The organism is Sharpea azabuensis DSM 18934 (genome assembly GCF_000702165.1).
Lineage (GTDB): Bacteria > Bacillota_I > Bacilli_A > Erysipelotrichales > Coprobacillaceae > Sharpea > Sharpea azabuensis.
Genome location: NZ_JNKU01000011.1, coordinates 39,666 through 57,985, shown reverse-complemented (window position 1 = coordinate 57,985; position 18,320 = coordinate 39,666). Strand labels below are relative to the sequence as shown.

General features: G+C 37.0%; 22 protein-coding genes. 7 read left to right on the top strand and 15 right to left on the bottom strand.

Annotated features, from left to right (window positions below):
* The 4 genes from T529_RS13055 to T529_RS13600 form a co-directional block, all read left to right on the top strand.
* The coding region (locus tag T529_RS13055; RefSeq protein WP_156032151.1) for a transposase at window positions 1-330 on the top strand (330 nt) is incomplete at its 5' end.
* Complete coding sequence (locus tag T529_RS12480) at window positions 306-587, top strand: helix-turn-helix domain-containing protein (protein WP_051646836.1); 282 nt, start codon at window positions 306-308, stop codon at window positions 585-587. The genes T529_RS13055 and T529_RS12480, both read left to right, overlap by 25 nt.
* 173 nt (window positions 588-760) lie before the next feature.
* On the top strand, window positions 761-1,018 hold the full coding sequence (locus tag T529_RS13720) for an IS3 family transposase (RefSeq protein ID WP_156032150.1): 258 nt from the start codon (window positions 761-763) through the stop codon (window positions 1,016-1,018).
* A complete protein-coding gene (locus T529_RS13600) occupies window positions 925-1,584 on the top strand; it encodes a DDE-type integrase/transposase/recombinase (protein ID WP_081823051.1) in 660 nt (219 codons plus the stop codon). The genes T529_RS13720 and T529_RS13600 overlap by 94 nt, the downstream gene beginning before the upstream one ends.
* A 91-nt stretch (window positions 1,585-1,675) precedes the next feature.
* Here the strand turns inward: T529_RS13600 and T529_RS0103635 are convergent, their stop codons facing one another.
* Complete coding sequence (locus T529_RS0103635) at window positions 1,676-2,983, bottom strand: V-type ATP synthase subunit I (RefSeq protein WP_033162255.1); 1,308 nt, start codon at window positions 2,981-2,983, stop codon at window positions 1,676-1,678.
* Window positions 2,984-3,140: 157 nt separating this feature from the next.
* Here T529_RS0103635 and T529_RS0103630 point away from each other — a divergent pair, with 157 nt between their 5' ends.
* Complete coding sequence (locus T529_RS0103630) at window positions 3,141-4,457, top strand: RsmF rRNA methyltransferase first C-terminal domain-containing protein (protein ID WP_033162262.1); 1,317 nt, start codon at window positions 3,141-3,143, stop codon at window positions 4,455-4,457.
* A gap of 98 nt (window positions 4,458-4,555) precedes the next feature.
* Complete coding sequence (locus T529_RS12470) at window positions 4,556-5,740, top strand: C40 family peptidase (RefSeq protein WP_051646834.1); 1,185 nt, start codon at window positions 4,556-4,558, stop codon at window positions 5,738-5,740.
* Between the two features lie 71 nt (window positions 5,741-5,811).
* Here the strand turns inward: T529_RS12470 and T529_RS0103620 are convergent, their stop codons facing one another.
* From T529_RS0103620 to fucO, 11 genes are all read right to left on the bottom strand, one after another.
* Entirely contained in the window at window positions 5,812-6,117 is a 306-nt protein-coding gene (locus T529_RS0103620) for a (Fe-S)-binding protein (protein ID WP_033162254.1), read from the bottom strand.
* Complete coding sequence (locus T529_RS12730; RefSeq protein ID WP_162172986.1) at window positions 6,114-6,281, bottom strand: hypothetical protein; 168 nt, start codon at window positions 6,279-6,281, stop codon at window positions 6,114-6,116. Before T529_RS12730 ends, T529_RS0103620 begins: the two co-directional genes overlap by 4 nt.
* Window positions 6,281-6,853: an electron transport complex protein RnfA gene (locus T529_RS0103610; RefSeq protein WP_033162260.1), complete on the bottom strand. Its 573-nt coding sequence runs from the start codon at window positions 6,851-6,853 to the stop codon at window positions 6,281-6,283. The genes T529_RS12730 and T529_RS0103610 overlap by 1 nt, the downstream gene beginning before the upstream one ends.
* Window positions 6,853-7,521, bottom strand: a complete 669-nt coding sequence (rsxE, locus tag T529_RS0103605) for an electron transport complex subunit RsxE (RefSeq protein ID WP_033162252.1) — start codon at window positions 7,519-7,521, stop codon at window positions 6,853-6,855. The genes T529_RS0103610 and rsxE overlap by 1 nt, the downstream gene beginning before the upstream one ends.
* Before the next feature lie 11 nt (window positions 7,522-7,532).
* Window positions 7,533-8,054 (bottom strand): RnfABCDGE type electron transport complex subunit G, encoded by a 522-nt coding sequence (locus tag T529_RS0103600; protein WP_033162251.1) that lies wholly within the window; start codon window positions 8,052-8,054, stop codon window positions 7,533-7,535.
* Window positions 8,038-9,141 (bottom strand): RnfABCDGE type electron transport complex subunit D, encoded by a 1,104-nt coding sequence (locus tag T529_RS0103595; protein ID WP_051646833.1) that lies wholly within the window; start codon window positions 9,139-9,141, stop codon window positions 8,038-8,040. Before T529_RS0103595 ends, T529_RS0103600 begins: the two co-directional genes overlap by 17 nt.
* Window positions 9,138-10,442, bottom strand: coding sequence for an RnfABCDGE type electron transport complex subunit C (locus T529_RS0103590; RefSeq protein ID WP_033162250.1), 1,305 nt, complete (start codon window positions 10,440-10,442; stop codon window positions 9,138-9,140). Before T529_RS0103590 ends, T529_RS0103595 begins: the two co-directional genes overlap by 4 nt.
* Window positions 10,443-10,542: 100 nt before the next feature.
* Window positions 10,543-11,478, bottom strand: coding sequence for a DNA recombination protein RmuC (gene rmuC / locus T529_RS0103585; protein WP_033162249.1), 936 nt, complete (start codon window positions 11,476-11,478; stop codon window positions 10,543-10,545).
* Between the two features lie 42 nt (window positions 11,479-11,520).
* Window positions 11,521-12,831 carry a 23S rRNA (uracil(1939)-C(5))-methyltransferase RlmD gene (gene rlmD / locus T529_RS0103580; RefSeq protein WP_033162248.1) on the bottom strand — a complete coding sequence of 437 codons (1,311 nt, stop codon included), beginning with the start codon at window positions 12,829-12,831 and terminating at the stop codon, window positions 11,521-11,523.
* Window positions 12,832-12,918: 87 nt separating this feature from the next.
* Complete coding sequence (locus T529_RS0103575; protein WP_033162247.1) at window positions 12,919-14,205, bottom strand: hemolysin family protein; 1,287 nt, start codon at window positions 14,203-14,205, stop codon at window positions 12,919-12,921.
* A 173-nt stretch (window positions 14,206-14,378) separates the two neighbouring features.
* A complete protein-coding gene (gene fucO / locus T529_RS0103570; RefSeq protein WP_033162246.1) occupies window positions 14,379-15,530 on the bottom strand; it encodes a lactaldehyde reductase in 1,152 nt (383 codons plus the stop codon).
* A 148-nt stretch (window positions 15,531-15,678) separates the two neighbouring features.
* On the opposite strand from fucO, the gene T529_RS0103565 reads away from it, so the two are divergent.
* Window positions 15,679-15,942 carry a hypothetical protein gene (locus tag T529_RS0103565; protein WP_033162245.1) on the top strand — a complete coding sequence of 88 codons (264 nt, stop codon included), beginning with the start codon at window positions 15,679-15,681 and terminating at the stop codon, window positions 15,940-15,942.
* Between the two features lie 61 nt (window positions 15,943-16,003).
* Here T529_RS0103565 and T529_RS13050 read toward each other — a convergent pair whose 3' ends face one another.
* From T529_RS13050 to purB, 3 genes are all read right to left on the bottom strand, one after another.
* Complete coding sequence (locus T529_RS13050) at window positions 16,004-16,171, bottom strand: hypothetical protein (protein ID WP_156032149.1); 168 nt, start codon at window positions 16,169-16,171, stop codon at window positions 16,004-16,006.
* Between the two features lie 138 nt (window positions 16,172-16,309).
* Window positions 16,310-16,852: a TetR/AcrR family transcriptional regulator C-terminal domain-containing protein gene (locus tag T529_RS0103560; protein WP_033162244.1), complete on the bottom strand. Its 543-nt coding sequence runs from the start codon at window positions 16,850-16,852 to the stop codon at window positions 16,310-16,312.
* Between the two features lie 85 nt (window positions 16,853-16,937).
* Window positions 16,938-18,320: an adenylosuccinate lyase gene (gene purB / locus T529_RS0103555; RefSeq protein WP_033162243.1), complete on the bottom strand. Its 1,383-nt coding sequence runs from the start codon at window positions 18,318-18,320 to the stop codon at window positions 16,938-16,940.

Here is an 18,320-nt window from a genome sequence, read left to right as displayed (position 1 = left end):
GATATGGGGAAAAATGGTGACAACAGAATACGTGAATGGTCGAATCTCTATAAAGCTAACGGGCAAGAAGCTCTCAAGCCTAAAGAAAGAAATTCATCTTACTCAAAAGAATTCAAAGAAATGGTCGTTCAGGATTATGTACAGAACGGACTGTCACCGGACGAACTGGCAACAAAATACAATATTTCCAGTAAAACAGTCATCGTTCAATGGATCAAGCGGTATAATAACCATATAGAGCAGAGGGATTATTGTCCCCATCCGGAGGTCTATATGGCAGAAAGAAAACAACAAAAGAAGAAAGAATGGAGATCGTTCAGTACTGCATAAATCATGATTGCAATTATAAAGAAACAGCCGCAAAATATGGCTGCAGCTATTCCCAGGTCTATTCATGGGTACGCAAATATGACAGGCAGGGAACAGATGGCCTGAATGACAACCGCGGACATCGCAAGGCAGAGGAAGACCTTACTGACATGGAAAGACTGGAAAGGGAAAACAAACGACTGAAGGAAGAACTGAGACGAAAAGAAATAGAGGTCATGTTCTTAAAAAAACTCAGCGAATTAGGGAGGGGGCGATAGAGAATGCGCCGAAGATTGCTCAGCCAGCACTGCGGCATAAGATAAAGACATGGATTTATGAATCAATTCAAACAACGAGCAGTGACGAACAGTGTTCCATACAGTATCTGTGTCAGCTGGCTGGAATATCCAGGGCATCCTATTATAAATGGATCCATCGCAAGCCATCCAGAGTGGACATAGAAGATGCAAGGATACTTCCCCTCATGCGGGCCATTGCCGATGAAAACAACAGCCTGTTTGGCTATCAGAAGATGACCTATGCGCTCAATAATAACAGTGATGTGAAGTATAATCGCAAGCGTATCTATCGCATCATGGCCGTCAATGGCATAGAATCTCATTTCCGCATTGGCCGGCGTCATTCCAATTACAGGAAACAAAGGATAACGTACTGGATTGGGATTTCAATGCCGAAGCAACGAATCTGAGATGGGGTACCGACATAACCGAACTGAAATACGCTGGTGATAAATTATATGTCAGCACGATCCTTGACCTGTATGACCGATATCCGGTTGGCGTTGTCGTCAGCAGAAGAAACGATACCAAACTGGTCAATGATACATACTTCATGGCCATCACCTTGAATCAGGGAGCTACTCCGCTCCTGCACAGCGACAGAGGATTTCAATACACACGCAAGGTATTTTCCAGGATGCTTGAGAATGACGGACTGACACAATCCATGTCACGGGTTGGCCATTGTATCGATGACGGACCAGTAGAATCCTTTCAGGGATTCATCAAGGATATGGCCAGGGTTCTATTTGCGTATGAAGAAGCTGCAGATATCATTTACAGGACATATGAATACTATATCTATAGATATCCACAGAAACGTTTTCATGGGAAGACTGCAAATCAGGTAAGACAGGAAGCACTGACTGCAGTTACACCAGAACAGTATCCAATTGCACCAAACAGAAGAATAGAACGATTCTGGGAAGGGATTGAGAAGAGCAAAGCAAAACATCAGGCGCAAGCACAACAATAAAAAAACAAGGCCAAATCTAATTGACCTTGCTTGGTAGTTGTTTTGGATATTTTCTCTGTCTACTTGATAGGGATCATATCATATCCACCGTTTAACGTTTACATGCATCAAGAACAAACTTGCCAACAACAAGTACAACTAATCCCGCAAATAGACGTACAACTACATGTATAGGAATAATTGTTGGTGTAAATGACCAGTAATAGAACACCTTTCCATATAAGAATGCTCCTACAAAGCTTGCAATCGCAAGTGATAAAAGCATCTTATTGTTCTTTTTCAAGGCAAGAGCAAGAAGCACAAGAGCTAAGCCAAAATCACCAAAGCATAAAGCAAAGACTGCATTACAGAGAATAGCGTAACCAAGTGTTACATCACGCTTTCCTGCTTCCGGATGTGAAAGAGCTTCGAAATCTTTGAGCACACCTGCGTTATTTGTTTCTGTAGGCACTTCAAGCTTCTGGTCAGTAATTGCATCTGTTGGCAATTCTGTAAAGTTCATGTCATTAATATTCTTAAATAACTGCTTGAATGCTGGAATATGATTTGTTGTGATAAATCCCGATAAAGAATACTTTGTCAACAAATCTAAGACATACTCTTTTTCCTGTTCAAGCTTATCTAAATGTAAAGCTGTCGCATAAAGCTTCTGTAATTTTAATGTTTCTTTATCTTTGATAAGATCAAGTTTGCCATCCATATGAATGATATATTCATCCATTGCATTCTTTTGTTCATTTAGTGCATTAAGTGCATCTGTATTTGTGCCATGGACAATCTTAGGCATTTCAATCTTTTTAAAATTCAATGCACCAAAGATATTATCGATTTCACCAATATCTTTATTTGTCGCAATATAATAGAGCCAAGTCTCTTTTGCACCTTTCTTTAAGAAATCATAAACAAAAGGTCGTTCTAAATAATACTTGAGATTATCCATCTGACTATTGTCTAAAGAACCAAAGCGTACAGTAAGATAATTTGCATTCATCAGATCTTCAACATTGATATTCTTTGTTGTACATTTGTTTAAGAATTCAATAACTTCTTTATTCTCATTTAAATCATGAAGAATGTTTTCTTTGATCTTATCTATTTCATCAATCTGTGCATTGATATCATTTAAATATTTTTTTGTCGCTTCTAAGTCCACTGAAATATCAGGACTTAATTCTGCATTTAAGTCTAGATGTAATCTTTTTGCACTATCAACAACTTCCCTTTGCAAATCTTCATAGTCTCTTGTAGGTGTAAGGGTATGAACATCCTTAAGTTCATGTGCAAGCTGACTTGAAGGGATAGGATGATAAAACTCTGAATGATCCAAAATATCTAAGACTTCCATAAGGTTTTCCTTAGGGAAGACAAGGTTAAGAATCTTCGTTTCGATAACTGCCATATGTCTACCTTCCTTCTAAACGTAATTATTTAACTCCTCATTATTTCATTAGTCAAGCGTAAATATCGTAAATACATTAGATATATATCTATCATATTTTACTAATATATTTATTTGGCATATGAAAGAAAATATGTATAATGATGACGGTGATAATATGAGAGAATTTCAAGAAAGAATGCAAATGCTTTTAAAAGATGATTATGAAAACTTTGCCGAAGCATTAAAAAAAGATGATGTTAAAGCATTATATCTAAATCTTAGAAAAGAGAATGCCAAGAACATCCTCAATCAACAATTTATTACAAAGCATCCCTATGTATCAGCAGGTTATTATTATGATGAGAAGCACTATCATCCAGGACGTTCACCCTATTTTCTAGCTGGGCTCTACTATATCCAGGAACCAAGTGCCATGCTTGTTGCCGAAAAACTACCTATTGAAGAAAACGATTATGTCTTAGATATGTGTGCTGCTCCTGGTGGAAAAAGCTGCATGGTTGCAAATAAGCTTGGTAAGCAAGGCTTATTAATAGCGAATGATATCAATTTATCCCGTGCTAAAGTCTTGAGTGAAAATATCGAACGCTTTGCCATAGAACAAGCCATTGTGACTTCAACAGATCCTAAAAGATTTGAAAAGATTCTTCCTGGCTTTTTTGACAAGATCATTCTTGATGCACCATGCTCAGGTGAAGGCATGTTTCGATCAAAAGACCTTGCAAAAGAGACTTGGAGTCTTGAAAAAGTAAAAGAATGTGCCTTGATTCAAAAAAGACTTATTGATACTGCTTATAAGCTATTAAAGCCCGGTGGACTGTTAATGTATTCTACCTGCACTTATTCTATTGAAGAAAATGAAGATAATGTACGCTATGCCTTAGAGCATTATCCTATGGAATTAATGCCTCTTGATCATCAAGGTGGCATGAGTGAGGGAGTAGATATGCCTGAAGCTATTCGTTGTTATCCACATCGTTATCAAGGTGAAGGTCAGTTTATGGCTTTACTGAAAAAGTGTGATGATGAGGACAAACATAAATATAAATCAATCAAGCCAAAAATAAGTCATGAGGCATTAAATATAGTTACTAAGTTCTATCAAGATAACCTTAATGTCAATGTCCCTGATCATCTCTATGAAAATAATGGCCATATTTATAAGATCATGCCCCAATTCCCTGATCTAGGCAAAATTCAAATATTACGTCGTGGTCTTTATTTAGGTGAAGTGCGTAAAAACTACTTCATTCCAAGCTACTCGCTTGCCCTCAGCCTTAAGAAAGAGGATTTCAAACACTATTATGATTTTCCAAATGACAGTGAAGAAATCAAAAAATGGATTCATGGTGAAGCATTGCCAGCATGTAATGGTAAAGGTTTTGGAGGCATACTTGTAGATGGATATCCCCTTTCCTTTTATAAAGAAAGTAATGCCATTAAAAACCTCTTTCCTAAAGGTCTTAGAAGATAGCATGATTATGTGAATTATGTGAAATCTTAAAATCTTAAGAAATTTCTTAATTTTCTTAAGATTTATGTTATAATGAAGCGCGTAAGGAGTTGATATGTTTGAAGAAGAATAAAATTATTGGTCTAGTTCTAGCCTCAGCAATGGTATTCCCTTTAGCCGCAGGTTCAGTAAAAGAAGCAAAAGCAGAAAATTTTAGTGGTAAAGAAAAACAATATTATACATTATGTTCATCTAGCTCATTAACAGTAGCTAACAAGAAAACTTGTAAAGAATTTAATGCCTATTTAAAAAACAAAAATGCAGATCTCAAAAAGAATATTGATGCTGCAAGTAATACAATTTCATCAAGTGAAGATAGCATTAATGCAATCGTTAAAAAGATTGACGATTTAGACAAACAGATTGCAAGCTATGAAACACAAATCAAGGATGTCACTGCTTCAATCGAACAGACACAAAAAGATATTGAAGCAAGCAAAGAAAAACTCAAAGAAAGAATCTATGCCAACCAGTCCAACGTTAATTCAAAAGTTAACGTAAGTTATATCTTTGGTGCTAAGAGCATGACAGATTTCTTCTCAAGAGTTTCTGCCCTAGCTGACATTAAAGAATCTGATGAAGATTTAATTAATCAGATCAAGACAAAAGAAGCACAGTTAAAGACACAGCAAGAAACACTTACAACATCTAAGAAAGCCTTAGAAACTTCTAAGACTACTGCTGAAAATGATAAAGCTGTTCTTTATCAGAAGATCAGTGGTGCTAAGACATCACTTGAAGAAAGCAAGAAAGCTTTACAGTCAAATACAGACTCAATCACATTAATCGCAAGCAATATGGCTGCCATTCAGGAAGCAACTACAAAAGCTACTGTCAGCAAGTCTGAAGTACAGAAAACAACTGTTGCCTTAAGTGGAAATAGTTCTGTTGGCGCGAAAGTTGTCTCACTTGCTTTAAGCAAACAGGGCTGCATGTATTTATGGGGCGCAGCTGGACCTAACCGTTTTGACTGTTCTGGTTTAGTAAGCTGGGCATTAAATAATGCTGGCGTTAATGTTGGACGTTTAACATCAGGTGCTTTTGCATCAGCTGGTAGAGCTGTTGATAGAAGCCAGTTACAGCCAGGTGATATTATTACATTTGGTTCACCAGTACATCACGTTGGTATCTATATTGGTGGTAATCAGTTCGTTCATGCTCCATCTACTGGTAAGCCTGTACAGGTTTCTTCATTAACTGGTTATTATAGCAAAAACTATCATAACGCTAGAAGATTATGGTAATTCTTAAGGATTTGGGTAACCAAATCCTTTTTTCTATTTTAAAAGAGGATGTTTTGACATCCTCTTTTCTACTAACATTTAATTTGAAGGCATTTGCCATCAGGACCCGGTGTTGTATTTAAGTAGTCAGCAATCTCTTTCTTAGCAATCGAAGATGCTACCACACATTTATTAGGTGTTTGCACCTCCCCTTCTACGAGCGCTTCAGCCAATCCATGACATCCAGGATAACCACATCCACCACAGTTGACACCAGGCAATTTATCAGTTACAACATCAATTCGCTGATCAACTTCAACCTTAAGATATTTATGGGCAATGCCAAGCATCATGCCTAGTACGCCACCTATGATCATTAAAGCAATCACTGCATTCATTTCATTTCACCTTCTTTATAATGTCCACAAGCAATATTTGCACACCCCTGACAGGCAGTAAAATCCGTCTTACAGTCATCAGGCTTTTTTGTATGTCTATTTAATAAATATGTACCGATATAGACACAAACAAGAATCGCAAACCAGATTATTGCATATACCATCAGACAACACCTGCAATTCCCATAATTGCACAAGCCATGATACCGGCAGTAATAAGAGCAATTGGTGCTCCTTTGAATGATGTAGGGACATCAGCTATCTCAAGTCTCTGACGAATCGTCGCAAAGATATAAATGACAATCAAGAAGCCTAATGGCACAGCAATGCCTGCCACAGCTGCTTCTATCAGATTATAGTTAGCAGTAATATTATCCAACGCTACACCTAATACAGCACAGTTCGTGGTAATTAAAGGAAGATAGACACCCATTGATTTATAGATATCAGGACTCGTTTTCTTTAAGAACATTTCAAGAAATTGTACTAATGATGCAATGACAAGAATAAATGTAATTAGGTCCATATAAGTAATCTTTAATGGCACAAGAACATAATAATAGAGCAACCAAGTAATAATTGAAGATAGGAAAATGACAAAGATAACAGCAATGCCCATATTCAGTGCATTCTTAGGATTCTTTGATAAGCCCATGAGCGGGCAGATTGCATAGAACTTTGATAAGACAACATTATTAACAAATGTCAAGGCGATAAAAAGTCCAAATAGCTTCATCATTTTTTCACACTTCCCTTCTTATCAAGTTGCTGATCAACTTTCAGGGCCTTTTTCATCTTGCGATTATTAATAAAAGCAAGAATACAGCCAAGTGTTAAGAAAGCTCCTGCAGGCAACTTAAATAAAGATATAGCATATTCATCAAACAAATGGAGATCAAAGAAAACCTGTGTACTATTAAACGGATTATAGAAGGACAAGCCACCCGTACCAATAATTTGTCTAAAGAAAGCAATAATGAATACTGCTAACGTATAGCCAATCCCCATGCCTAGTCCATCAAGAACTGAATCAAGTGGCTTATTCTTACTCGCAAAGCTTTCTGCACGACCAAGAATAATACAATTGACAACAATCAAAGGGATAAAGACACCAAGACTTGTATAAAGTGAAGGTGTATAGGCATTCATTAAGAGCTGCACGCATTTTACAAGCGTGGCAATAATAATGATAAAGACAGGTATACGGATCTCATCAGGGATGATTTTACGCAATAATGAAATAATGAAATTGCTGGCAACTAATACAGCTGTTACTGCCATTCCCATTCCAATCGCATTAGTTAATGAGGTTGATATGGCAAGAGAAGAACACATTCCTAGCATCATGACAAAGATAGGATTTTCTTTACAAATGCCATTAGTTAATATTTTAAGCTTTTTCATGTTCTCCCTCCTTACTGATAATTCTTTTGATAATGAGCTGTGGCCTGATTGATGCCCTTGACGACTGCTTTAGAAGAGATCGTTGCTCCAGAAAGTGTATCAATCCCAGCACCAATCTTTTTCTTATCGATGTGATCAGCCATTTCCTTCGTACCAACACGGCTGCCAAAGCCACTTGTTTCCGTTGTAACATCAATAGGTGAATAGCCTAAATACTTCCCACTTTGATCAAGTGCAACAAGATAAACAATATTGCCACCATATCCAGGTGTAGAAATCTTATAGACATATCCTTCTAGCTGCTCACCTTTTTTAGCTTCATAGATATTTTCAATGAGATTATAAGTTTTATGATTGAATGATATAGATTTGAATGTACTTTCTTTATAAATTGCATTGAGCTGCTTTGTTTCAGCTTCTTTTTGGGCATTTGTAATGATTGGATTTGTAAGATTAAAGACATAACTCATAGCCCCAGCTGATAAGCCAGCAACTAAGGCAAGAAAGATTGTCAGTTTAACAATGAGCTTCATAGAACTCACCTACTTCACTTTGTTTTTGTGGCTGAAGGGTAGTGCTGATGCCACCAATAGTCCCCATGCCAATACATAACATAATAAGAATGATTGCGATTTGTTTTGAATGATGTTCACTTGTTCTACCAAGGATAAGTGAATCAATCCAAGGTGTCAGCATATTCATAATCAAGATTGAAAAAAGAACACCTTCAGGATAATTGGCTTTCAAGCGAATAAGCAAAGTTAAGAAGCCTAAAGAAATACCATAAATGATTTTGCCAAGTGGTGAACTTGGGGAAGTAACAGGATCGGTCGCCATCAAGATTGCCCCGATCATCAGACCACCAAGCATAAGATGACGTGCACAATTCACAAATGGATTAATGCCTAATACAAGCCCACTTACCAAGGCAAATAAAGCAACACTGCCAAGATAGCCAAGAGTAATACGTGGATCATAGACATGGCGCAGTGCTAATATGACACCAATAATAACCAAAAGGATGATTAAGCCCTCACCCAATGCCCCATCATGCATGCCAAGTAGTAAATCCTTAAGTGAATAAGGGAATGCTGATGTGCCAAACCAATTCGTTTTAGCAAGCGCAGTTGCTGGTGTTGGTGATGTTGAAGCATCAATAAGAGAAAGACTATTTGTCAGCTTTGAAGCAAATGAAAGATGTACGACAACACGTCCGACAAGAGCCGGATTAAAGATGTTCTGGCCAAATCCCCCATAGACAAGCTTACCAAAGAATGTAGCAATAAAAGCCCCGATCACAACCACATAATATGGTGTCCCAATTGGTAAGGTAAGGGTAAAAATGATGGGCGTATTAAGGCAGAAAGAATCAGTGATAATGCTTTTCATAGGCTTTTGATGAATCCATGCCCAGACGCCTTCTGTTATAAGAGCTGTCAAGATGGCCATAATGTACATTCCAAATGCTTTGAGGCCATAGTTAATATTATGACGATAAACCTGCATAAGAATAGAAGCAATCGCAAGTGTTACTTCTGCAATCAGCAAATCACGCATGATTGTAGTCGTAGATTGTGGCTGACGATAGGCAGGTGTTGTTCGTTTCATTTTAATAATCATGCTTTTTTCCTCCTTAATGTCAGACCATAACGACGTTTCCCTTTAGCAACAAAGTCTGTGACTTCGATTTTGCTTGGGCAGATATAAGAACACATGCCACACTCAACACAGCGCATGACATCAAGTTTTCCTAATAAATCACTATCATTTGCCTTTTCTGCCTGCATTATACGCACAGGCTGGAGATGCATTGGACAATGCAAAGTGCACTCACCACATTTTAAGCATGCAAAAGTATGTTCTTCCTGCTTTTTAAGAACCGTAATCGCATTCATATATTCAGAAATAACGAACTGATCATTGGTAATTGAACGCCCCATCATCGGTCCACCAGCAAGCACATAACCCTCACCATCGGCAATATAGCCACCAATAGCTTCAATAATCTCATGAACTGGTGTTCCAACTCTTACTCTAATATTTGTTGGATATTTAATACCGTTACCACTTACTGTAACAAGTCGCTCAATCACTGGCATACCACTACGAATACCATTACTCAAGCTGATTGCACTGGCGGCATTATCAACAATGACATGGGCTTCACTTGGTAAGCGGTCATAAGTACGTTTTGTAACTGTTTCAATCAACAGGCGTTCCCATCCCATCGGATAGACATCAGGTACTTGTGTAACTGAAATATGTTCATAACTTTTCGCCATTGCTTGCAATCGAGCATACAATTCTGGTTTGCCAACCTTAATCGCAATAATTGCACACTTAGCACTAGCTGCTTTTCTAAAAAATTCAGCACCATCAAATAAAGCTTTTGTTTGAAGCATCATTTCATGGTAATCACTAGTAATATAAGGTTCGCATTCAACACCATTAATAATAATGGTATCAACATCTTTGACCCCTTCATATTTCTTATAGGTTGGAAACCCAGAACCACCCATACCGACAATACCAAGCTGCTTGATTGCATCAACAATATTTTCTTGTGTCATGTGATCTGGATCTTTGATATCAATAACTTTTATTTTCTCATCTAGATGATCATTAGCTATGATGATATGGTTCTGCTGACGCTTAGTTGCGTGCATGCGTTTCTCCACCCCTTTGACAACACCTGAAACAGATGCATAGAGTGGAACATACATGCTCTTGCGTACAGCTAAAAGGCTGCCAATCTTTACATGATCTCCTTCTTTTACAAGTACTTCAAAATCGGTCGCAGTTCCATTTACTAATGGAATGGCAATCGTATCACCAACAGGACATTGGGCAATTTCACCATGCATAGTCAAGTCTTTATGGCCTGCAAGATGTGCTCGTCCCTTGCCGGTAAACAATCCCATACAACCCCCTCCTTTACACTACAAATATTATTATAGCATTGAAATTGTTAATTGTAAGGGTTTTCATAAAGATATATTTTTCACAATGAAAAAGGAGAAGCTAATCTTCTCCATCATAAATCTGACCAATACGTTCATCAATCTTATGCACCGAAATACCTAATTCACGATACTGTTTTAATAATGTCTGCAACGTATTTTCAACTCGCTCATAGCGATCACGCATTCGATCGCTATTTTCTTTTAAAGCAACAATTTCTTTTTCAACACGTTGAAGATTTTGTGAACGTTTGAAATCCTTTGTAATATTGATTAATGTAAAAGCGACTCCCATCAAAGTAGAAGGTGAGGTTATCAGTACATGTGCTTTATAGGCTTCATCGATAAGAGAACTCTCTTCCTGACAAATATAGAGGTAGATAGCTTCACTAGGAATAAACATAATGGCTTCTTCTAGCGTCTCTTCCCCAATGTATTTTGAAGCAATATCATGTATATGCTTCTTTACATCTCTACGAAATGCCCCTTTAGCATCATGATTTTGTGCATCATCTAGACGGGCATAGTTTTCAACCGGAAACTTGCTATCAATTGCAAGCACTCTGTCGCTACCTGGAATATGCAGCACTGCATCAGCAATTTTACCATTGTTAAAGCGAAATTGTGTTTCATAGATTGCATCACTTTCACCTAAATAGATGGATAATAAATGATAAAGCGTATATTCACCAAAATTCCCACGCTTTTTATTATTAACCATAATATTATTCATTGCATTAACGCTCGTTGCAATACGACTAAGTTTAGCATCAGAAACACCAAGATATTCCCTGGTTTTCATTGTTTCCGACAAAATCATTGCAAAACTTTTTTCATAAGCTTCTTTATTGGCTTTATCTTCAAGTAAAGTACGGGTATTGTCTTCAATCCCCTTTTCGATTCTTGAGAGTTCTCGGGTGTGATCTTTTTTCATGAGATTCATAATTAATAATACAATCACAATCGCAAAGCCAATCACTATTAATACATTCGTCATAAAATCCCTCCCAACAAAAACCGATAGCTTACGCTACCGGTACTACTTTCTGACAAGTTTTACAACAGATCTTACTCTTGCTGTATAAGGTTCACTATCAAGAGCTACATATTCATCAAGCTTATAGCGCTTTGATAATGCTGTTATTGTTTTAGCGGCAGAAGCAACATTGTCACTAATAAAGATAATTGAAGGAATAAGTGATTTGATGATGGATTCTTGTAAATCTTCATCAAGAACTTCTTTATTTAAATGAATGAGCAATGTGTCAAAGTCATTCTTCTTGCTTTGATAAGTGAATTCTTCAACAACATCCCCCTTCGCAAACATCTTATTCATCATGCCATTCTGAAGGGCATTTCTATTGGCATCTTCTACATGCCAGCTCTCAACCTCAAGAGCGATGGTATCATTATCAAGTTCAGACTCAATAATGCCATTACCCGCATATAATGAAAGCAATAAATCCTCTTTTTTTATCAAGCGCTTGAGAACTTCCAAAAGCTTTAAGTCCATGACAGGGTTTTCTAATATATCACTCTTGATTGATAAGCTGTATTCATGTTCTTTAAAATGATATGTCTGTAAATGCTCGCCATAAATACGCTTATAGCCTTTTTCTTCAAATTCCTGATATTTTGCTGTATTGATACTATAATAGACACTTGATACATATGGGAGTTTCTCAATCTCATCCGTTACAAGCTGCTTAATACCATCCGTACCTGTTATAAAGACAATTGATAATGAGTCTTCTACTTGCTTAACCATGATAAAACGTAGACCTCTTTGCATACGGTCATTGTAATCATGACAGTTATATTTATTTAAAATATCTTCTATTGCAACTAAGGTGTTGTTGATGATATCTGTCTGTAAGAAGCAATGATTCATAAATGTAAAATAGCGATTACCACGCTGATAAACCCCAATGGCAAGCTTGCCCTTATAATAGCCAATTGGGAATCCAATTTCATGGCGATAGCCAGTTGGTTCACTTGACTCAATGACAGGCTTTAGATTGATTGTATCAAGATCAATATCCGTATATTTCATAAGCGATTCTTTAATCATCTCTCGCTTATAATTTAATTGATCATTATAGCGCATATGCATAAAGGCACAGCCCTGGCAGTTTCGAGATTCACGGCAAGGTGAAGGAATGCGCTGAGATGACTTCTTATAGAATTTGACAATATGACCAAGCATATAACGTCTTTCTTCCTTGTCAATCTGTATATCCACCTCATCACCTACAAGCCCCTGATTGACGAAACAGATCTTCTTTCTGATATAGCAGATACCTTCTCCATTAATACCTAATCCTTTTATTGTCACTCTTTCGATACGCATAACTTCCTCCTATAACGTTCTTTTCCTTCATGACTATACCACATTTTTTCATCATAAAGAAATATTTTATGAAAAACAAAAGAAGAACTATTCTTCGTCCTTCTCTTGCTGAATTTCTAATACTAACTCTGTAATACGGTTATTGGCTACTTTACGTATTGTGAATTCACAATGATCAATGGTAACCTTTTCTCCAGCCTGAGGTGTTCCATTGACTTCACCGAGCACTAAGCCACCAATCGATTCAAAGTCTTCTGTCACAAAGTTTGTCCCACATGTTTCATTGACTTCATCTATGTCTACCGAACCATCCAGTATATACTTATGATCACCAATTTCATGAATAACCTTTGATGAATCCTCATCATATTCATCATCAATTTCCCCAACGATTTCCTCAACAATATCCTCCATTGAGACAATACCGCTCATAATGCCATATTCATCAAGAACAATAGCGAGTGAGACATGTTCTTTACGCATTTTAGCAAAGACATCATTAATAGGATTAAACTCATAAACAAAGAAAGGCTGACGCATATAGCTTTTAATTCTAAAGTTCTCACGATCAACACCTAAAGCCATCAATAAATCCTTAACGTTCAGGACACCAATAAATCTATCCAAATCATCAGAATGAACAGGAATACGTGAAAACTGGTTTATTCTAAGGACGTTCATTAATTCATCATAAGTCACATCATCTTCAACAAATGTTACTTTTATACGTGGTGTCATGATTTCTCTGATTTCTGTATCACCAAATTCAAAGACATTATGCAACATTTCTTTTTCTTCATCCTCAAGAACACCTTCTTCATGGCTGACATTCACAATTGTTTTTAAATCATCTTCAGTCATTGTTGGTCCTTGATCTTTTTGATCACCTAAGAGCTTGATAATCCCTCTTGATATAGCTGTAAGAAGGACTACAACAGGTGTAAATAATAGGCGATTCGCACGTAAAATCTTACATGTTGCAAGAGAAATGGACTCAGCCGAATTGCTTGCCATTGTTTTCGGTGTAATTTCCCCAAAAACAAGAATAACTAATGTTACAACACCTGTCGCAATAGCCACACCGATTCCCTGATTACCTAAGAAGCTAATCACAAATGATGTTGTCAAAGCTGAAGCTGCTGTATTGACAATATTGTTACCAACAAGAATCGTGCTTAAAAGCTTATCAGAATCTTGTAAGAGCTCATCCACAATCTGAGCACGTGCCTGTTTAGGATCACTGTCATCTTCTGCTCTTGTTTTGATTCTAATCTTGCTGACAGACATAAAAGCCGTCTCAGCAGATGAATAGAATGCAGATAAGCCTATTAAAATAATGAAAAGCACTAACATTGATATTTGACTCGAGTCCAAAATAAAATATATCTCCTTTATTTAAAATTCTTTTTCTCCACAATTATAGCAAATATCCCTTTATGTGTAAAATAGAGAAAGCGAGTTCACCATTTCTTAATATTTTCATAAAATTCCATTTGACTTACCTGCATACAAAAAGACTAGCAATCTGCTAGTCCTATTGTTTGTCATTAACGAGGCATAACTTTTCTAATTAATGCTCTAAAGTCATCCATTGTTGCATCTCTTGGATTGCCTGGTGCGCATGCATCAGCTGCTGAATCCTTAGCGAGCTGCTCAACATCTTCTTCTTTTAAGCCATTGATATAATCTGGAATACCAACATCTTTACCAAGCTGTTTAACAGCATCGATAGCGGCCTGACGATATTCTTCCTGACTCATTTCATCAACGCCCTTAACACCCATCGCACGGGCAATTTCTCTGAATTTTTCACCAGTATATTCTTTGTTGAACTCCATAACAACCGGAAGCATAACGGCACATGCTACACCATGAGGTGTGTCATAGTGTGCTGAGAATGTATGCGCGATAGAATGGGCAATACCTAAGCCAACATTTGAGAAGCCCATACCTGCAACATATTGTGCTAAAGCCATATTTTCCTTCGCCTTAGGATCTTTCTTAACAGCGCCACGTAAGTTTTCTGCAATAAGCTTGATAGCTTCAAGATGGAACATATCTGTCATTTCCCAGGCAGCTTTAGTTGTATAACCTTCAATCGCATGTGTTAAGGCATCCATACCTGTAGAAGCAGTTAATGCTTCAGGCATGCTCATCATCATCTGTGGGTCAACAACTGCATACATTGGAATATCATGTTCATCGACACAGACGAACTTTCTTTCTTTTTCTGTATCAGTAATGACATAGTTAATAGTAACTTCAGCAGCAGTACCAGCTGTTGTAGGAACAGCGATAGTAGGTACAGCATGGTTCTTTGTAGGAGCTACACCTTCAAGAGACTTAACGTCCGCAAATTCAGGGTTAGTAATAATAATACCGATAGCTTTTGCAGTATCCTGAGCAGATCCACCACCAATTGCGACAATCGCATCAGCACCAGATTCCTTGAATGCCTTAACCCCTGCCTGAACGTTTTCAATTGTTGGGTTAGGTTTTACATCTGAGAATAATGCATAAGGAATATCATTCTTTTCAAGTAAATCAGTTACTAAAGATGATACACCAGCTTTTACTAAGCCACTATCTGTTGATACAAAAATTTTCTTATATCCCGCTGTTTTTATGATATTTGGGATTTCTTCAATAGCACCTTTTCCGTGATAAGATACAGTGTTTAATACAATTCTGTTTGCCATTTTCTTTCTCCTTTTTTCTATCTTTCTTATGTGAATATTATAACATTCTCACATTTTAACTTGAAGTTACACATTTTACGAAGTGTCACTTTCGCATTATTCTTTTCATATTTGCTTCTTTGTATTAAACTAGTTAAGGGTGATGAAAATGGAAAAACGTGTTGTACAAAGTGTATATTATGATGATAATGATATCAAATATGATATGGTTGAGTGTTATTATGAGGACTTCTTTGTCTATGTCATAGATTATGACCATCTCTCCAATGGACACTTCAATCTTGAAAAGATTTATGAACATATGGCTTATGATGTACCACATCATGCGATACCAGTAGGTATGGGCTATGGTGATAATATGTGGCTTGTAGACTATGCCTACTATCTTGATTTCCATCCTCAGGATCAATAAATCCTGAGTTTTTTAATGTACAATTGTTAAAAAAAGAGCTGTCATTAAGACAGCTCCGCTTTTAGCGTTTATGATAATTTTTTGCTTTTTCAGCAATGATATCCTGCATATTTGCAACATCAATTTCGATATCATTATAATCCTTTACGCTTGGTTTAGACTGTAAGTCCTTGAAAAATTTATTGTAAGATTCATTTGATTTTCTAACGATTTCTTTGTAGTTCAACATTGAAATAACCTCCTTATTGAATACACCCATACTATACACATTTGCCTTATGCTTGTAAAGAGAATGGGAATATTCATTAATAATATTAACATAATCTTGTTAATGTAAAGAGGTTACATGTAAATATGTGAGAAGATGTTATTTGAGATGCTGGAGATAGTATTCTAGCTTAGGTGGTAATGCTTCTATTAGTAGTGCTGCTAACTCTTTTGGTGCCATCTTCATGCCACTAATCGCCCATTCGACTGTCATTGTGATTGAGGCATGACAATACATTTCAAGCAAGAATTCCAAGTCTTCAGGAATTGGACCTTGCAGTTTCTTTTTCAAAATATCTTTGTAGAAGGCAAGAATACAATGATAATCATAGTTTTCGACATTGTTATAATCCTTACTCTTGAATGCTGCGGCAAAAAATGTCTGATCATTTAAAATGAATTCAAACTTCTTTGTCAAACCTTCAAAGAGCGTCTCCTGTGCCCCAATCTGATAGAAACTCTTATCCGCAAGTCTTTCAAAATACCAGTTCACTAAATCATATTTATCACTGAAATGACGATAGAACGTCTGTCTTGTCATACCAGCTTTCTTAACAATATCAGTAACTGTAATTTTATCAAGTTCCTGTGTTTTTAATAATTCCTTAATTGCCTGTGCAAATATATATCTTGTATCATCCATCAAAATCACCTTGTTCTATTATATATCGAAAGTCTTATAAAACACAAGCCACCAAAAAAGCTCATGGTCATCCATGAGCCTATTTTTAATATAATGGTTTCTTGGCAATTTGAGATGCATAGCCAATATAGCTTGCTGGTGTCATATTGACAAGTGTCGCACGATCTTCATCACTTAATACTTCAAGTGACTGCGCAAATTCCAAAATAGCTTCCTTAGAAATATTCTTGCCACGTGTTAAGGCCTTTAACTGATCATAGGCATCCGCAATACCATATTTTCTAAGCATTGTCTGGATAGGTTCAGCTAAGACTTCCCATTTTTCATTGAGATCTTCTGCTAACTTAGTCTCATTGACTACGCATTTTGCAAGACCAGCTGTTGTTTCATTAATAGCCTGCAAGCTATAGCCAAAAGCTAAGCCAAGATTACGCTGGCTAGAAGAATCAGAGAGGTCTCTCTGCATTCTTGATTTAGGGAGCTTGTTGCTTAAGGCAACACAGATATTATTTGAGAAATCGGCATTTGCTTCGGAATTCTCAAATCTGATTGGATTGACTTTATGAGGCATTGTTGATGAGCCTACTTCTCCAGCAACGGTAATCTGCTTGAAGTATTCCATTGAGATATATAGCCACATATCCACATCTAAATCCATTAAGACATTATTGAAATGTCGAATACCATCAAGAATATGACAAGTATAGTCATGGGATTCAATCTGGGTTGTAAATGGATTGAATGTCAGACCAAGATAGTTTTCAACAAAGTCCTTGTTTTCTTCTTCCCAGTTGATTTCTGGGAATGGTACAGAGATAGCAGAATAGTTACCTGTTGCCCCATTGAATTTAGCCTTGATCTGGATGTTTTCGATATTTTCAATAGAGCTCTTGAAACGATAAGCATAGACTTTGAATTCCTTACCCACTGTTGTAGGTGTGGCTGGCTGACCATGGGTATGGGCAAGCATTGGAATATCGGCATCCTTGATGGCTATTTCATCAATATGTTTCGCAAAAGCTTTGGCAGCTGGCAACCAGACATTCTTCAAGCCATCACGAATCATACAGCCATAGGATGTATTGTTGATATCTTCTGATGTACAGCCAATATGGACAAAGGATTCAAGATGTTCAAAGCCTAGTTCCCTCAGCTTTTCATCAATGAAATATTCAACAGCCTTAACATCATGTCTTGTTGTGGCTTCAATTTCCTTGATGCGTTTATAAGAGTCTTCACTGAAGTCAGTATCGATAGCCAACACCCCGCTCCAGTCTCTCTTTTTCGCTTCTTGCATGACTTTTGTATCAATATGGTCTCTTAAATACTTGAGCCATTGTATTTCTACATGTACACGATACTTCACCAATGCATATTCAGAGAAATAATCGCCTAAAGCATCCTTGATTTGACCATAACGGCCATCAAGTGGGCTTAGCGTCTTGCTTTCAAATTCTAGCTTTTCCAT

Excerpts from the sequence above, each read along its gene's own strand:
- T529_RS12480 (WP_051646836.1), top strand. The coding sequence starts at position 306 with ATGGAGATCGTTCAGTACTGCATAAATCATGATTGCAATTATAAAGAA.
- T529_RS0103635 (WP_033162255.1), bottom strand. The coding sequence starts at position 2,983 with ATGGCAGTTATCGAAACGAAGATTCTTAACCTTGTCTTCCCTAAGGAA.
- T529_RS0103630 (WP_033162262.1), top strand. The coding sequence starts at position 3,141 with ATGAGAGAATTTCAAGAAAGAATGCAAATGCTTTTAAAAGATGATTAT.
- T529_RS0103620 (WP_033162254.1), bottom strand. The coding sequence starts at position 6,117 with ATGAATGCAGTGATTGCTTTAATGATCATAGGTGGCGTACTAGGCATG.
- T529_RS12730 (WP_162172986.1), bottom strand. The coding sequence starts at position 6,281 with ATGGTATATGCAATAATCTGGTTTGCGATTCTTGTTTGTGTCTATATC.
- T529_RS0103610 (WP_033162260.1), bottom strand. The coding sequence starts at position 6,853 with ATGAAGCTATTTGGACTTTTTATCGCCTTGACATTTGTTAATAATGTT.
- rsxE (WP_033162252.1), bottom strand. The coding sequence starts at position 7,521 with ATGAAAAAGCTTAAAATATTAACTAATGGCATTTGTAAAGAAAATCCT.
- T529_RS0103600 (WP_033162251.1), bottom strand. The coding sequence starts at position 8,054 with ATGAAGCTCATTGTTAAACTGACAATCTTTCTTGCCTTAGTTGCTGGC.
- T529_RS0103595 (WP_051646833.1), bottom strand. The coding sequence starts at position 9,141 with ATGATTATTAAAATGAAACGAACAACACCTGCCTATCGTCAGCCACAA.
- T529_RS0103590 (WP_033162250.1), bottom strand. The coding sequence starts at position 10,442 with ATGGGATTGTTTACCGGCAAGGGACGAGCACATCTTGCAGGCCATAAA.
- rmuC (WP_033162249.1), bottom strand. The coding sequence starts at position 11,478 with ATGACGAATGTATTAATAGTGATTGGCTTTGCGATTGTGATTGTATTA.
- rlmD (WP_033162248.1), bottom strand. The coding sequence starts at position 12,831 with ATGCGTATCGAAAGAGTGACAATAAAAGGATTAGGTATTAATGGAGAA.
- fucO (WP_033162246.1), bottom strand. The coding sequence starts at position 15,530 with ATGGCAAACAGAATTGTATTAAACACTGTATCTTATCACGGAAAAGGT.
- T529_RS0103565 (WP_033162245.1), top strand. The coding sequence starts at position 15,679 with ATGGAAAAACGTGTTGTACAAAGTGTATATTATGATGATAATGATATC.
- T529_RS13050 (WP_156032149.1), bottom strand. The coding sequence starts at position 16,171 with ATGTTGAACTACAAAGAAATCGTTAGAAAATCAAATGAATCTTACAAT.
- T529_RS0103560 (WP_033162244.1), bottom strand. The coding sequence starts at position 16,852 with ATGGATGATACAAGATATATATTTGCACAGGCAATTAAGGAATTATTA.
- purB (WP_033162243.1), bottom strand. The coding sequence starts at position 18,320 with ATGGAAAAGCTAGAATTTGAAAGCAAGACGCTAAGCCCACTTGATGGC.